The 14,285-nt window shown below is 65.1% G+C and carries 15 protein-coding genes; 9 read left to right on the top strand and 6 right to left on the bottom strand.

The features are described from left to right. Window positions 1–2 precede the first annotated feature (2 nt). Entirely contained in the window at window positions 3–1,001 is a 999-nt protein-coding gene (cobS, locus tag IVB50_RS31730) for a cobaltochelatase subunit CobS (protein WP_018452933.1), read from the bottom strand. A 309-nt stretch (window positions 1,002–1,310) separates the two neighbouring features. Here cobS and IVB50_RS31725 point away from each other — a divergent pair, with 309 nt between their 5' ends. The 3 genes from IVB50_RS31725 to IVB50_RS31715 all read left to right on the top strand — a co-directional run bounded on the left by IVB50_RS31725 (window position 1,311) and on the right by IVB50_RS31715 (window position 2,604). Further along, the gene (locus IVB50_RS31725) at window positions 1,311–1,970 is read left to right on the top strand and encodes a DedA family protein (RefSeq protein ID WP_018452932.1); all 660 of its coding nucleotides are present in this window, start codon (window positions 1,311–1,313) and stop codon (window positions 1,968–1,970) included. A 105-nt stretch (window positions 1,971–2,075) separates the two neighbouring features. Beyond that, a complete protein-coding gene (locus IVB50_RS31720; RefSeq protein WP_143273843.1) occupies window positions 2,076–2,288 on the top strand; it encodes an antitoxin MazE-like protein in 213 nt (70 codons plus the stop codon). Then, window positions 2,269–2,604, top strand: coding sequence for a type II toxin-antitoxin system PemK/MazF family toxin (locus IVB50_RS31715; protein WP_018452930.1), 336 nt, complete (start codon window positions 2,269–2,271; stop codon window positions 2,602–2,604). Before IVB50_RS31720 ends, IVB50_RS31715 begins: the two co-directional genes overlap by 20 nt. 48 nt (window positions 2,605–2,652) lie before the next feature. Here IVB50_RS31715 and IVB50_RS31710 read toward each other — a convergent pair whose 3' ends face one another. Then, window positions 2,653–3,873 carry a citrate synthase family protein gene (locus tag IVB50_RS31710; protein WP_085358851.1) on the bottom strand — a complete coding sequence of 407 codons (1,221 nt, stop codon included), beginning with the start codon at window positions 3,871–3,873 and terminating at the stop codon, window positions 2,653–2,655. Between the two features lie 75 nt (window positions 3,874–3,948). On the opposite strand from IVB50_RS31710, the gene IVB50_RS31705 reads away from it, so the two are divergent. After that, a complete protein-coding gene (locus tag IVB50_RS31705; protein ID WP_018452928.1) occupies window positions 3,949–5,043 on the top strand; it encodes a citrate synthase/methylcitrate synthase in 1,095 nt (364 codons plus the stop codon). A 198-nt stretch (window positions 5,044–5,241) separates the two neighbouring features. Here the strand turns inward: IVB50_RS31705 and IVB50_RS31700 are convergent, their stop codons facing one another. Then, window positions 5,242–5,877: a DnaJ domain-containing protein gene (locus tag IVB50_RS31700; RefSeq protein ID WP_018452927.1), complete on the bottom strand. Its 636-nt coding sequence runs from the start codon at window positions 5,875–5,877 to the stop codon at window positions 5,242–5,244. 152 nt (window positions 5,878–6,029) lie between these two features. Between IVB50_RS31700 and IVB50_RS31695 the strand changes: the two genes are divergently transcribed. Then, window positions 6,030–6,305, top strand: coding sequence for a BolA family protein (locus tag IVB50_RS31695; protein WP_026232423.1), 276 nt, complete (start codon window positions 6,030–6,032; stop codon window positions 6,303–6,305). A 142-nt stretch (window positions 6,306–6,447) separates the two neighbouring features. On the opposite strand, the gene IVB50_RS31690 is transcribed toward IVB50_RS31695, so the two are convergent. The 3 genes from IVB50_RS31690 to IVB50_RS31680 form a co-directional block, all read right to left on the bottom strand. Beyond that, complete coding sequence (locus IVB50_RS31690) at window positions 6,448–7,752, bottom strand: HlyC/CorC family transporter (RefSeq protein WP_018452925.1); 1,305 nt, start codon at window positions 7,750–7,752, stop codon at window positions 6,448–6,450. Between the two features lie 90 nt (window positions 7,753–7,842). Beyond that, window positions 7,843–8,991, bottom strand: a complete 1,149-nt coding sequence (gene aroB, locus IVB50_RS31685; protein ID WP_247299191.1) for a 3-dehydroquinate synthase — start codon at window positions 8,989–8,991, stop codon at window positions 7,843–7,845. Continuing rightward, entirely contained in the window at window positions 8,988–9,611 is a 624-nt protein-coding gene (locus IVB50_RS31680) for a shikimate kinase (RefSeq protein ID WP_018452923.1), read from the bottom strand. Before IVB50_RS31680 ends, aroB begins: the two co-directional genes overlap by 4 nt. A gap of 184 nt (window positions 9,612–9,795) precedes the next feature. Between IVB50_RS31680 and IVB50_RS31675 the strand changes: the two genes are divergently transcribed. From IVB50_RS31675 to IVB50_RS31660, 4 genes are all read left to right on the top strand, one after another. Continuing rightward, window positions 9,796–9,942 (top strand): hypothetical protein, encoded by a 147-nt coding sequence (locus IVB50_RS31675; protein ID WP_035669499.1) that lies wholly within the window; start codon window positions 9,796–9,798, stop codon window positions 9,940–9,942. Between the two features lie 16 nt (window positions 9,943–9,958). Beyond that, window positions 9,959–10,942 carry a site-specific tyrosine recombinase XerD gene (xerD, locus tag IVB50_RS31670; RefSeq protein WP_018452921.1) on the top strand — a complete coding sequence of 328 codons (984 nt, stop codon included), beginning with the start codon at window positions 9,959–9,961 and terminating at the stop codon, window positions 10,940–10,942. 281 nt (window positions 10,943–11,223) lie between these two features. After that, entirely contained in the window at window positions 11,224–12,186 is a 963-nt protein-coding gene (locus IVB50_RS31665) for an acetyl-CoA carboxylase carboxyltransferase subunit alpha (RefSeq protein WP_007599220.1), read from the top strand. 412 nt (window positions 12,187–12,598) lie between these two features. Beyond that, the gene (locus tag IVB50_RS31660; RefSeq protein ID WP_231189755.1) at window positions 12,599–14,146 is read left to right on the top strand and encodes a murein L,D-transpeptidase family protein; all 1,548 of its coding nucleotides are present in this window, start codon (window positions 12,599–12,601) and stop codon (window positions 14,144–14,146) included. The last annotated feature ends 139 nt before the right edge of the window (window positions 14,147–14,285 follow it).

The following is a 14,285-nucleotide window of genomic DNA, read 5'->3' as shown; positions in this document are numbered from 1 at the left end:
GATCAGCTGAGCGCCACGTTCACCGACGATTCCGGCAGCTCCGCGTTGAAGCAGCGCTGGTAGAACTCGGCGACGAGGGGACGTTCGAGCTCGTCGCATTTGTTGAGGAAGGTGACCCGGAACGCAAAGCCGATGTCGCTGAAGATGTCGGCGTTCTCCGCCCAGGTGATCACCGTGCGCGGGCTCATCACCGTCGACAGATCGCCATTGGCGAAGGCGTTGCGGGTGAGGTCGGCGAGGCGAACCATCTTGTTGACGATGTCGCGGCCCTCCGTGGTGCGATAGTGCTTGGCCTTGGCCAGCACGATCTCCACTTCCTCGTCATGGCTGAGATAGTTCAACGTGGTGACGATCGACCAGCGGTCCATCTGACCCTGGTTGATCTGCTGGGTGCCGTGATAGAGGCCCGAGGTGTCGCCGAGGCCGACGGTGTTGGCGGTCGAGAACATGCGGAATGCCGGATGCGGCTTGATCACCTTGTTCTGGTCGAGCAGCGTCAGCCGGCCGGAGACTTCCAGCACGCGCTGGATCACGAACATCACGTCCGGGCGGCCGGCGTCGTATTCGTCGAACACCAGCGCGACGTTATGCTGGAGCGCCCAGGGCAGGATGCCGTCGCGGAATTCGGTGACCTGCTTGCCGTCGCGGACCACGATCGAGTCCTTGCCGACGAGGTCGATACGGCTGATGTGGCTGTCGAGGTTGACGCGCACGCAGGGCCAGTTCAGTCGCGCAGCGACCTGCTCGATATGGGTGGATTTGCCGGTGCCGTGATAGCCCGTGACCATGACGCGGCGGTTGTGGGCGAAGCCGGCGAGAATGGCGAGCGTGGTGGCGCGGTCGAAGCGGTAATCGGAATCGACTTCGGGGACGTGAGGATCGACTTCGGAATAGGCGGGGACTTCGAGATCGCTGTCGATCCCGAACACCTGGCGCACCGACACCTTCATGTCGGGCAAACCGGAAACTTCCTCAACTTTGGACATCGCGGCGGTCGTCATCAATCCTCCGAGGTCCCGGGCGATCCCGAGACCAGTTATTGCACGTTGGCTGCGGCTGGGTGCTGTTGCGAACCTATCAGAGACAACGGGCGGGCAGAAGCCCGCCCCCCGATCAAAGTTCCGTTGTCTTTTCATTTAGATAGGCAAGGAACGCGATTTTTGGAAGGCTGCCCTGCGAATCACGCCTGAATTTCGTGCCGAAGGCACCGTCCTGCCGACGCGGGTGGCACTTTTACCGCCGCTCATTACTTATGTAGGGTCTGAATATAGGGTCCGAACCCCAAGGCCCAATCCCACCGCAGAGACGATGTGACGTCCTTTCTCGATCCCCTCATTTCATTCGTCTCGGCCCATGCGTGGCTGGCCTATCTGACCCTGTTTCTGGCGGCCCTGCTCGAGGCGGTTCCGGTGGTGGGGTCGGTCATCCCCGGCTCGACGATCATCCTGGCGCTGAGCGCCCTGGTCCCGGGCGGCGAGCTCAAGCTGCAATGGGTGTTGCTGGCGGCGGCGCTCGGCGCAGTGCTCGGCGATGGTTCGGCCTACTGGATCGGACACCGGCAACAACGGGAGATCCTCAACACCTGGCCGCTGACCAATTATCCGCGTGTGGTCGAACAGAGCGAGAATTTCTTCCACCGCTTCGGCACCTGGGCGGTGTTCTTCGCCCGCTTCGTGCCGCCGATCCGTGCCTTCGTCCCGGTCACGGCGGGCGCGCTCGGCATGCCCCCGGCCCGCTTCTACGCCATCAACATCCCGGCGATCCTGGTCTGGGCGCCGGCGCATGTGCTGCCGGGCGTTTTGGCGGTGTCGGCCCTGCACGAATATGCCGGGCTGCCGCACCATGGGCATCCGTATAAGCATATGTGGATTTTGACCGTGGTCGGCGTGGCAATCGTCGTAGGCCTGGCGGTTTGGATCTATCGCCGCCGGAACGGCGGCGGCGTGGCGGTGGCGAAGCCGCGAGGGTGATAGCGTCGAGCGGCGCACTGCGGTTTGGGGACTTCGCAACGTGGCGGCCCTTGCCTCCAAGCCGTAACGCGTTACATTGTAACGCGTTACATGGGATCGTTTCCAATGACTGCACCCGCTGAAAGAATGAAAATGATGCGCCAGCGGAGGCGGCTGCGGGGCTTGCGCGAACTGCGCCTCGTCGTAGCTGATGCTCGCTCGCGGTCAGTTCGACGACGGGTGGCGAAGCAAGTTGCCAGCCTCGACCCCGATCGCGAGCGCAACGCGCTGCAGTGGATCGAGTCGGTCTCCGAGTTTGATGCAGATGCAACGCGGTGACGTCGTGACCGTCGCTGCAACGGGCGACTATGGCAAACCCCGCCCGGCGGTCATCGTGCAGAGCGACGCTTTCCCTGAAACTCATGCCTCCGTCGTGATCTGCCAGTTGACTTCCGAACTGGCGCACGCCCCGGATTTTCGGGTGACTATCGAGCCAACCCGCGAAAATGGATTACGACTGAGATCGCAGGCGATGGCCGACAAGCCGATCACCGTGAGACGCGAACGGATCGGACAGAAGATCGGGCGCCTCGGCAGCCAGGATATGGCGCGGATTGGGATTGCTTTGGCGTTCGTGTTAGGGCTTGCGGATTGATCAGGTACCCGAGCACGGGCTTCCGCCAGGACGACCGCAGCAGCGATCCTAGCTAGCAGCGCCTCCCCTCCGCCCCGGTGCCGGCCCGACATACCTCGCCCGGGGCCTGATCAGCTTGCCGAACTGCAACTGCTCGCTCGCATGTGCGATCCAGCCGACGCTGCGGGCCATCGCGAACAGGGCGAGCTCGCTGCCGCCAGGCAGGCGCAGCGCGTGCACGAGCACCGCGAGCGCGTAGTCGATATTGACGAGTTCGCCGGTCGCCTCCGCGATCCGCTCGGGCACCTCCTTGGTGAATTTGCGCGGTGCGCCTGCGCGAGAGAGCGCGTTGAGCAGCGATTGCGCGCGCCGATCGCCCCGCTTGTAGACGCCGTGACCGAAGCCGGCAAAGCGTTCGCCGAGCGCGACACGCTCCCGGACCATTGGCTCGACGTCACGATCGACCAGTGCCTTGACGAGCTGCGAGGCGAGCACGCCGGCACCGCCGTGCTTCGGTCCCTTCAGCGCGGCGAGGCCGGCGATGACGGAATCATAAAGATTAAGACCGGTCGAGGCTGCGCAACGCGCGGTGAAGGTGGACGCGTTCAACTCATGCTCGGCGAGCAGAACCAGCGCGCGGCGTATGAGATCGGCCGCGTGCTTGTTGTCGGGAGCCCAGGCACTGGCGATCTGCTGGTGCAGCGGCTCGGCGGACGGCTCCGTATTGAGCATGGTCGCGACCAGGAGCCGGACGATGCGCGCACCGACCATCGCACGTCCATCATGCGCGCGGGTGAAGGCGCGGGGATCGGCGCTCGATGCGAGCGCCAGCACGGCAATGGCGCGATCGATCGGCGCGGCGCGCCGCGCGGCCTGCGCGATCAGGCGCATCTCATCGGACACCGCGGGAAAATTGTCCGGCGCAAAGGGATCGACGCCGGAGACGTCCCACAGAAGCGTCGCCGTGTGCTCCAGCGTGTCGTTCTCCGCGAGATCGACGCAATTGACGCCGCGATAGATCGCGCCCTCCTCGGTGATGGTGGAGATCTCCGTGTCCATGACCGGCAGATCGGCATCGAAGCTGCGCAGGCCGCGCGGCTCCGGCGACGGCACCCGACGCTCCTTCAGCGCCCGGACGTCCTCGGCGCGATAGCGGTTCTTGCGCGAGTCGGGCGTCGGCTCGGAGCGGACCAGGCCGCGGCTGACATAGGCGTAGAGCGTGGCCGGCGAGATCGCGAGCTCGGCGGCGGCTTCCCGGGCGGAGAGGTAGAGACCTTCCGAATTTTTCATATTGATTAATGTAATCAAGATTGATCAATCTGTCGAGAGGCCTGATCTTTGGCTGGTGCAAAGGAGATTTGGGCCATGAACATCCACCTCACCAAGAGCCAGATCGGGCTGGACGGCGTTCCCGCGGCCGAAACCGTGCTGAGCCATGTCGACGGCGAGCGCGGCGAGTTGATCATCGCCGGCGAGCATGTTGGCCGACTGGCGAGCCAGTCGAGCTTTGAGGGCGTCACCGCCCGGCTCTGGAACGGCGCCAGCACGACCACGCTGAGCGAAGCCGATGTGCGCGCGAGCCTGGGCGCCGCACGCGAGCGCGCCTTCGCGCGGCTGGATGAGCTGCTGCCGGCAACGCGCGGCATGGGCATCATCGACGGATTTCGCGCGGCGGTCGCGGGAGTTCGCGCCGAGCACGGGCTCGCCCATGAGGCGACGATCGTCGGCGCATTCCCGGTGATTGCGGGCGCGCTCGTCCGCCGGGCTAGGGGTCTCGATCCCGTGGCGCCCGATCCGAACGTGAGCCAGGCTGCCGATACGCTTCGCATGCTGCACGGGCGCGCGCCCGAACCACGCGAGGTCAGGGCGCTGGACGCCTATCTCGTGACCGCCAGCGACCACGGCATGAACGCCTCGACCTTCACCGCGCGCGTGGTGGCCTCAACGCACGCAGATCTGTTTGCCGCCGTCACCGCCGGCTATTGCGCGCTGACGGGTCCGCTGCATGGCGGCGCGCCGGAGCCGGTGCTGGAAATGCTCGACGCGATCGGCTCGCGCGAGCGCATCCAGCCCTGGGTGGACGCGGCACTCGCCCGCGGCGAGCGAATGATGGGCTTCGGCCACCGCGTCTATCGCGTGCGCGATCCCCGCGCCGACGTGCTCAAGACCGCGATCGAGGCGCTGGCCTCGGACGGCGCCGACCTGCCGTTTGCCGGCGAGGTCGAGGCCTATATCCGCGCAGCCTTGCGCAAGAAGAATCCGGACCGGCCGCTGGAGACCAATGTGGAGTTCTTCACCGCGATCCTGCTCGATGCGCTGGCGATTCCGAGGCAGGCCTTCACGCCGATCTTCGCCGTGGCGCGCGCAGCCGGCTGGACGGCGCATGCGCGGGAGCAGCAGCGGACCGGGCGGCTGATCCGGCCGAGCTCGTCATATGTGGGCGCGATGCCGAAGGCGTAGGGAATGCGTAGCCCGGAGCGCGTGCTTCCCCTCTCCCCTTGCGGGAGAGGGTGGCTCGCCGCAAAGCGGCGAGACGGGTGAGGGGTTGTCTCGACACCCTCATATCTTGCAGTTGAATTCGCCGAGAGAAACCCCTCATCCGGCGCTTCGCGCCACCTTCTCCCGCAAGGGGAGAAGGGAAGAAAGCGCGCGCGAAGCCTACGCCTCGCGCACCACGGTCTTCAGATAATTATACGCCTTGATGATTTCGATCAGGCGATCCTCGGTGGAGCGGTCGCCACCGTTGGCATCGGGGTGGTGCTGCTTCACCAGCGCCTTGTACTTGGACTTGACGTCGGCGAGCGTGGACTCGGGGGCGAGGCCCATCACCTGAAGCGCCTTGCGCTCGGCGTTCATGATCTTGCGCGTCTCGGCCTTGGGCGCGGCCTGCGGGCCGGCGCGCCAGCCGGTGCGGCCGTTCAGCTCCTGGAACATGCTGAACGGATCGAAGGCGCCGTCGATCTCGGCCTCGGCGCCCTTCTTGACGCCGCCATTGGCGCCCATCTTCCAGGTCGGACGATGACCGGTCAGCGCATCTTTCTGATAGCGCGCGACAGCGTCGGCATTCATGCCGGAGAAAAAATTGTAGTTCTGGTTGTACTCGCGCACGTGGTTCAGGCAGAAGTGCCAGTACTCACGCTGATTGTCGCGACCCTTGGGCGCACGATGCGCGCCCTTGTTCTGACACCCGGTCCATTCGCAATTGACCACGGCGTCGCGCGGCTTCACCTCCGGCTGCTTGCCTTTCGGCTTGATCCGGATGGAGTCGAAGAACTTTGATGAATCGATCGGCATGGCTGACTTTGACTACGCAATGCAAAAACCTTCAAGTCTTGACATTGCAATTAGCTGAAAAGCATAGCCGAAACTATGCTGAGGCGTCCTTGAACGGCCGCTAGAGGCGGCCTATCCAATACGGAGAGCGATCTCGCACCGTAATGACCCAGATGGCCATCAGAGACACTATCAGCAACAAGTTGCAGGAAGCTTTCACGCCGGAAAGCCTGCAAGTCGTCGACGAGTCACATTTGCATGAGGGCCACGCCGGCCATCGGCCGAGCGGCGAGACGCACTTTCGGGTTTATATTGTGTCTTCCGCCTTCAAAGGGAAGAGCCGGGTCGATCGCCACCGCATGATAAATTCGGCGCTGGCCGCGGAACTCTCCGGCAGCGTGCACGCGCTGGCGATCCACGCGCAAGCGCCGGGAGAAGGCGGCAGCTAGCTCGCCGATGCGGCTGTCATGCCCGCAAAGGCGGGCATCCAGTACTCCGAGGCGGCGCGGCTAGAATCGAGCCGCTGCGGCTTACTGGATCGTCCGCCCCAGTGCGCAAGCGCGCACAAGGCGGACGATGACAGCTACCGCTTCAAAACGACGTCCCCGCCCGCCGCCGCTTGGCTTCCTCCATTTCCGTCTCGCGCGGCACCGGTGAAATACGGAGCGCGGTGATGCGGTTGCGTTCGCGGCGGAGGACGCGGAAGCGGAAGCCGTGAAAGGTGAAACTCTGGCCGCGGTCGGGGATCGAGCGCGCCTCGTGAATGACGAGGCCGGCGACCGTCGTTGCCTCTTCGTCGGGCAGGTGCCAGTCCATGGCGCGGTTGAGATCGCGGATCGGGACCGAGCCGTCGACGACGACCGAGCCGTCCGGCTGGGCGCGCACGCCCGCGACCACGACGTCATGCTCGTCGGAGATGTCGCCGACGATCTCTTCCAGAATGTCTTCCAGCGTCACGAGGCCTTCAACTTCGCCGTACTCGTCGACGACCAGGGCGAAATGAGTCTTGCGGCGGCGGAACGCCTTGAGCTGCTCGGAGACGGGCCGCATTTCCGGCACGAACCAGGGCGGCAGCGCGATGGTCGAGACGTCGATGCGCGAGGTGTCGCCGTCGGACGCGCGGATCGCGCGCAGCAGATCCTTGGCGTGGAGCACGCCGATGATGTTTTCCGGTTTCTCGCGCCACAGCGGGATGCGGGTGTATTCGGCCGCCAGCACCTCGCGCACCAGATCCTCCGGCGGCAGGTCGGCGTTGATCATCGTCATCTCGGTGCGATGGATCATGACGTCGGAGACCTGGAGCTCGCGCAGATCGAGCAGCCCGCCGAGCATGTCGCGGTCGTGCTTCTCAAACTTGCCTTCATGATGCAGCAGGTCGACCGCGCCGCGGAGGCGCTCGGTCGGCGACAGGATCGCCTGGTGCTCGCCGGCAAGGCCAAACAGGCGCATCAACAGCCGCACGATGACTTCCACGATCCGCAGCAGCGGCCCCAGCACGTACATCGTCAGCCGCATCGGGCGCGCGACCGCGAGCGCCATACGGTCGGGCGCGTTGATCGCGATGGTCTTGGGCAGCACCTCGGCGAAGATCACGACCAGTGCGGTCATCAAGCCGGTGGCATAGAGCACGCCGACGTCGCCGAACCAGGCCGTGAAAATGCTGGTGGCCAGGGCGGATGCACTGATATTGGCGATGTTGTTGCCGAGCAGCAGGGCGCCGATCAGGCGCTCGCGCATGTCGAGCAGCTGCGAAACCACGTCGGCGTCGCGATTACCCTGCTTGGAGAGCCGCAGCATGCTGGCGCGCGAGGCGCCCGTCAGTGCGGTCTCGCTCGCGGCGAAGAAGCCGGAGACCAGCAGGCAGAGAATGACGATGGTGAATCCGAGCCAATCCATGAACCACTCTGGTTTCTTGTTTTGACGCGTTACTTACGCGAACCGGTACCCACTTCGCGCGAAAACGCTGTAGCGCCGTTCAGCCTCGCGTCATGCCTTTTGCGCGAGCTTGTCCTTCAGGAAGTCGCGCACCGGAGCCGGCTCGACGTTCTTCACGGCGACGGCCCGCCCCACGGCCTCCAGCAGGATGAAGGTGAGCCTGCCGCGCTCGACCTTCTTGTCCTGCGCCATCAGCGTCATCAGCGCGTCGGCATCGGCAAGCCCCTCCTGCGCGAAGCCCGCGATGTCCTGCAAGCGCGTCGGCAAGCCGGCGTCAATGAGGTGACGCTCGACTCGCATCGCATCGGCTTCGCCGATCATGCCGAGCTTCGCCGAAAACTGCGCCGCCAGCGTCATGCCGATCGAAACGCCCTCGCCGTGAAACAGGCGGTCGGAGAAGCCGGTCGCGGCTTCTAGTGCATGGCCGAACGTGTGGCCGAGATTGAGCAGCGCACGCTCGCCGGTCTCGCGCTCGTCGCGCGAGACGACGCCGGCCTTGGCGCGGCAGGAGGTCGCGATCGCATGCTCGCGCGCCGAACCGCCTTTGGAGATGTCGGAATGGTTGTTCTCGAGCCAGGCGAAGAAGGCCTCGTCGCCGAGCACGCCGTATTTGGCGACCTCGGCATAGCCGGCGCGAAACTGCCGCGGCGACAACGTGTCGAGCACGGCGGTGTCGGCGATCACAAGCACCGGCTGGTGGAAGGCGCCGAGCAGATTCTTGCCCTGCGGCGAGTTGATGCCGGTCTTGCCGCCGACGGAGGAATCGACCTGCGCCAGCAGCGAGGTCGGCACCTGCACGAAGTCGACGCCGCGACGCAGGATCGCCGCCGCAAAGCCGGCGAGATCGCCGACCACGCCGCCGCCGAGCGCGATGACGAGATCGTTGCGCTCGATCTTGGCGGCGATCAGGGCTTCGCTGACCTTTTCGAGCCCGGCATAGGTCTTGGAGATCTCGCCTTCCTCGACGACGATGCGCGATGTCGGAACGCCGCTGGCTGCGAGGGACGCCTCGGCGGGTTCGAGCCAGTATTTCGCGACGGTGCGATCCGTCACGATCGCGGTGCGCACGCCGGGGCGCAGGCGCGCGACGCGTTCGCCGAGCGAGGCCAGCACGCCGCGGCCGATGACGATGTCATAGGCGCGATTCCCCAGCGCGACCTCGACATTGACGGGATCTGAATGTTTCAAAGGCGCGGTCATCGTGCGGCACTCGCGACGTCGGCTGGTGGCGGGGACGCCCGTTCGCCGCAAAGATGCGCGCGCAGCGTCTCGATGGTCTCCTCAACGATCTTGTCGTGCGGCACGTCGCGCGAGGCGATGGTGAGGTCGGCATGGCCGTAGACCGGCTCGCGCTCGGTGAGCAGGCGCGTCACGGTTCCTTCGGGATCGGCGGTCTGGAGCAGCGGACGGTCGGCGCGCCGGCGCACACGGCGCATGATGACGTCATGATCGGCCTTGAGCCAGATCGAGATCGCCTTCGCGGCGATGCGGGCCCGCGTCTCCTCGCGCATGAAGGCGCCGCCGCCGGTCGCCAGCACGATGGGACCGCCGTCAAGCAGACGCGCGATCACGCGGGCCTCGCCGTCGCGGAAATGCGGCTCGCCATGACGCTCGAAGATTTCCGGTATGGTCATGCCGGCCGCCGCCTCGATCTCGGTGTCGGCATCGACGAAGGGCAGCTTGAGCCGGAGAGCCATGCGGCGGCCGATGGTGGATTTGCCCACCCCCATCATGCCGACGAGCACGATCGAGCGCGTCCCCAGCGCCGACAGGATGTCGGCCTCGGGCGAGGCTTGGATCGGCAACGCGGCGTCGGGCATTTGTCTCGCTCGAATGGGTCTCGCTCGATCTGCCGCCAATGGCGGCATCCTTTGGCCACCTATACGACCCCGCAGGGGCCCTCGCCAGAGGACTCTTGCCACGAAACGGCGAACGTGTTGGATGATTTCATTGGTTAATTTGCCCGCCAAGCCCCTGACCGAGACCCTCTCCGAGATCCTGCCGATGCCCAGCCTGTTCCGCTTCCTGACGGTCGTCGCCGTGATCGCCGGCATCGTCTATGGCGTGGTCTTCGCGCTGGCGAACTTCGTCAATCCCAAGCCGCGGGAAATGACGGTGACGATCCCGCCGGATAAGTTTCTCAAGAAATAGCAGCTAGGCTGCGGGCATGCGTGCCAGATCTTCCGATAACAAGTCCTCAGACACAAAACTCACCGGCCTGTTCCTCGACATGCTCGCGGCGGAACAGGGCGCCGGCCCCAATACGCTCGACGCCTATCGCCGCGACCTCACCGACTTCTCCGAGTTTCTCGGCCGCGTCGGCCATGCATTCGCGGACGCGGAAACACAGACGCTGCGCGACTATCTCGCCGATCTCGACACGCGCGGCTTCAAGTCCACCAGCGTCGCGCGACGGCTATCGGCGATGCGGCATCTCTATCGCTTCCTCCTGAACGAACGCATCAGAACCGACGATCCCGCGGCGATCCTGTCCGGGCCGAAGCGTGGCCGCGGCCTGCCGAAGGTGCTGTCGATTGCCGATGTCGACCGCATGCTCCGCCGCGCCAAGGAATTGAGCGAGGCGGAGGATGCTTCGCTCTCGAAACGGCTGCGCGCCCTGAGACTCTATTGTCTGCTCGAGGTGCTCTACGCCACCGGCCTGCGCGTCTCCGAACTGGTGGCGCTGCCACGTACGGCCGCGAAGCGCGACGCCCGCATGATCGTGGTGCGCGGCAAGGGCAACAAGGAACGGCTGGTGCCGCTCAACGAGGCCTCGCGCCAGGCGATGGCCGATTATCTCGCGGCGACGGAGGCGGCCAAGGACAACAACAAGACCGACAAGAAGAACCGCGTGGCGGCCTCCAAATGGTTGTTCCCCTCGTTCGGCGAGAGCGGGCATCTGACGCGGCAGCATTTTGCCCGCGACTTGAAGGAGCTCGCGGTCGCTTCGGGCCTGCAGGCCCGGCTGGTCTCCCCCCACGTGCTGCGCCACGCCTTCGCCAGCCACCTGCTGCACAACGGGGCCGATTTGCGCATCGTGCAGACGCTGCTCGGCCACACCGACATCTCGACGACCCAGATCTACACCCACGTGGTCGAGGAGCGGCTGAAGAGCCTGGTCCGCGACCTGCACCCGCTGGCGGAGAAATAGTTGCTGCCGTAGCTGCAGTAGCCCGGATGAGCGAAGCGACATCCGGGATTGACGATCGGGCGACCTGCCCCGGATATCGCTTCGCTCATCCGGGCTACGGTACTGGAACGATGAAACCGCCTTGACTTCGGCCACATCTCCGCAGAAAGAGCCGGGGCCTCACGATGATTTGGCCTGCGCTCGTTGCGAGCACACAAGCCAACTCATTGACGAACCTACACTTCTTTCCGCGACATCGAATCCGCTTCGCCGCCTCGCCCCGTCCTCCCTATATTGAGTTGATGCCAGACCAGATGCGCAGCTATCTCGATTTCGAAAAGCCCGTCGCCGAGCTCGATTCCAAGCTCGATGAATTGCGGACGCTTGCGGCCTCCGGCAGCGACATCGCCGAGGAGATCGGGCGGATCGAGGACAAGGCGGCGCAGGCGATGGCCGACCTCTATCTGAACCTGACGCCGTGGCAGAAAACGCTGGTCGCGCGGCATCCGCAGCGGCCGCATTTCAACGACTTCATCAAGGGCCTGATCACCGAGTTCACCCCGCTCGCCGGCGATCGCAAGTTCGGCGAGGACGAGGCGCTGGTGGCCGGCTTCGGCCGCTTCCGCGGCGAGGCCATCTGCGTGATGGGCCAGGAAAAGGGCGATTCCACCGAGAGCCGCATCAAGCATAATTTCGGCATGGCGCGGCCCGAGGGCTATCGCAAATGCGTGCGGCTGATGGAGATGGCGGAGCGGTTCGGCCTGCCGGTGCTGTCGCTCGCCGATTCCGCCGGCGCCTATCCCGGCATCGGCGCGGAAGAGCGCGGCCAGGCCGAGGCGATCGCGCGTTCGACTGATGCCTGCATGGCGCTGACCGTGCCGAACGTCGCCATCATCACCGGCGAGGGCATGTCGGGCGGCGCCATCGCCATCACCACCGCCAACAAGGTCCTGATGCTGGAGCACGCGATCTACAGCGTGATCTCGCCCGAGGCGGCGTCCTCGATCCTCTGGCGCGACGGCTCCAAGGCGCAGGAAGCCGCCAACAACATGAAGATCACGGCCCAGGACATGCTCCGCTTCGGCGTGATCGACAGCATCCTGAAGGAGCCGGTCGGCGGCGCCCATCGCGACCCCGCCGCCATGATCGCCACCACGGGCGACGCCATTGCCAAGGCCTTTGACGAACTCCGGGGTCTGGACGGGGACGCCATCCGCAAGCATCGGCGGCAGAAATTCCTCGATATTGGCCGGAAACTGGGCTGATTCGGGCGGGCTTTGGGGCCCGTTGGACGCGTCCCCCTCCGCCGTCGTCCTGGCTTTCGCCGAGACGACGCTGAATTTGAGGCCGGCCAAACCGTCCCGGAGGCCCCCGGTAACCCCGCGTTAACCCTTTTTTTGCCCAAATCAGCGATCTCAGTGCTGGTTTGGCCGAAAGGCCCAAGTTTCAGCCCAGTTTAAGTCTTCGTTGACCACGCCTTTGGGCCAACGGGCTCGTGATCCCCGTGCGGGTTGCGACCACATGACCCAGAGGTTAGAATTTTAATCAATGGCTTCAGGGCATAAGCGCTGGAGCGTGATTGCGAAAAAGCCCGTCGCGACGGGTCCCGGTCTCCGGTCGGATCATGCTTCAAGATTGGGGTTTGCGCGCGATGCCTTGGACGGTGTGGGGTCCATCTTGATTTCTCGTTCGCTTGCTCGCGCGTTTCTGGTTTCGGTGGCGCTTGCCGCCAGCTTCGTGCTGGCCGGCTGCGACACCGACCAGGTTTCGCTTGCGACCAATGCCAAGGCCAACCAGCCGGTGCCGCCAAAGCTTCTCGCCGCGATGGTCGAGAAGAACATGGATCTGCAATCACCGATCCTGGTGCGCCTGTTCAAGCAGGAGGCCGAGCTCGAGGTCTGGAAGCAGACCCGCAACGGCCAGTTCGCGCTGCTCAAGACCTATCCGATCTGTCGCTGGTCGGGCGATCTCGGCCCGAAGGTGCGCGAAGGCGATCGTCAGGCGCCGGAAGGATTCTACTCGATCAATCCGGGCCAGATGAATCCGCAATCGGCGTACTATTTGTCGTTCAACACGGGCTATCCGAACGCGTTCGACAAGGCTTTGGGCCGCAGCGGGTCGCAGCTGATGGTGCATGGCGATTGTTCGTCGCGCGGCTGCTACGCGATGACGGACGAGCAGATCGCCGAGATCTATTCGCTCGGGCGCGAGTCCTTCTTCGGCGGCCAGAAGGCGTTCCAGTTGCAGGCCTATCCGTTCAAGATGACGCCGGTGAACATGGCCAAGCACCGGAACAATCCGAACATGCCGTTCTGGAAGATGATCAAGGAAGGCTATGATCATTTCGAGGTGACGCGGCAGGAGCCGAAGGTCGATTTCTGCGAGAAGAAGTACGTGTTCGACGCGGCGAAGCCGCCCGACGCCAAGCGCGATCCGGTGTTCGACGCGTCCGCTAAGTGCCCGGCCTATGTGATCCCCGAGGAGATCGCCAGCGCCGTGCGCGAGAAGGATGCGCGCGACCAGGCGGAGTACAACAAGCTGGTTTCGCGCGGCACGCCCGTTGCGCGCATGAACACCGGCATCGACGGCGGCATGAACAAGATCTTTGCCGCGAAGATTCCGGAAGGCTCGACCGGCCTGTCGGAGGGCGCCGAAGGCACCACGCTCCAGATGTTGGCGATGGCGAAGGCGCCGGGCACCATCCCTGGACACGTCAATCCGCCGAAGCCGAATCTCGATGCAGCCGCGCCCTCGCCGCAGGAAGAGCCGGTCGTCGCCGTCAGCGCGCCCGCCGCCAGCGCCCGCGTTGCCACCGCAGCTCCGCCCGAGAAATCCGGCTTCTTCTCCAATCTCGGCCGCAAGATGGGTGTGGGCAATGCCGACGCCACGGCGACCACGCCGCCGCCGCAGGCCACGGCATCCGTCGCTCCGGCTGCAACGACGACCACGACGCCGCCCACCGCAGCGTCCCGGCTGAAGGCCGCGGTGACCCGGTTCGTACCGGGCCGCGACACGTCCAAGGACGCAGCGAAGGATGCACCGAAGCCGGCTGTTGCCGCTGCCAAACCCGCCGAAGCTGCGAAGCCCGACACCCGCCTCGCCGCAACCCGCCCGACGCTGAAGCCGTCGGTGTCGGATGGCGCGGGTGAAGCGACCCAGATCATGGGCGCGGCGCCGGTGGTGCAATCGAACTCGTTCGACAGCCGGTTTGGGGCGGTGAAGTAAAGCGGGCGCTCCGCTTAATCTCTTCGATCCATCCCAGCCTGACGCCGTCATTCCCCGCGAAGGCGGGGAATCCAGTATTCCAGAGGCACCCCTTATCGATCGAGAAGCTGCGGCGTACTGGATGCCCCGCCTTCGCGGG

This window comes from Bradyrhizobium sp. 87, from assembly GCF_023073015.1.
Taxonomy (GTDB): domain Bacteria; phylum Pseudomonadota; class Alphaproteobacteria; order Rhizobiales; family Xanthobacteraceae; genus Bradyrhizobium; species Bradyrhizobium canariense_D.
The sequence above is the reverse complement of the archived record's forward strand: the minus strand, read 5'-3'. Positions and strand labels throughout refer to the sequence as shown.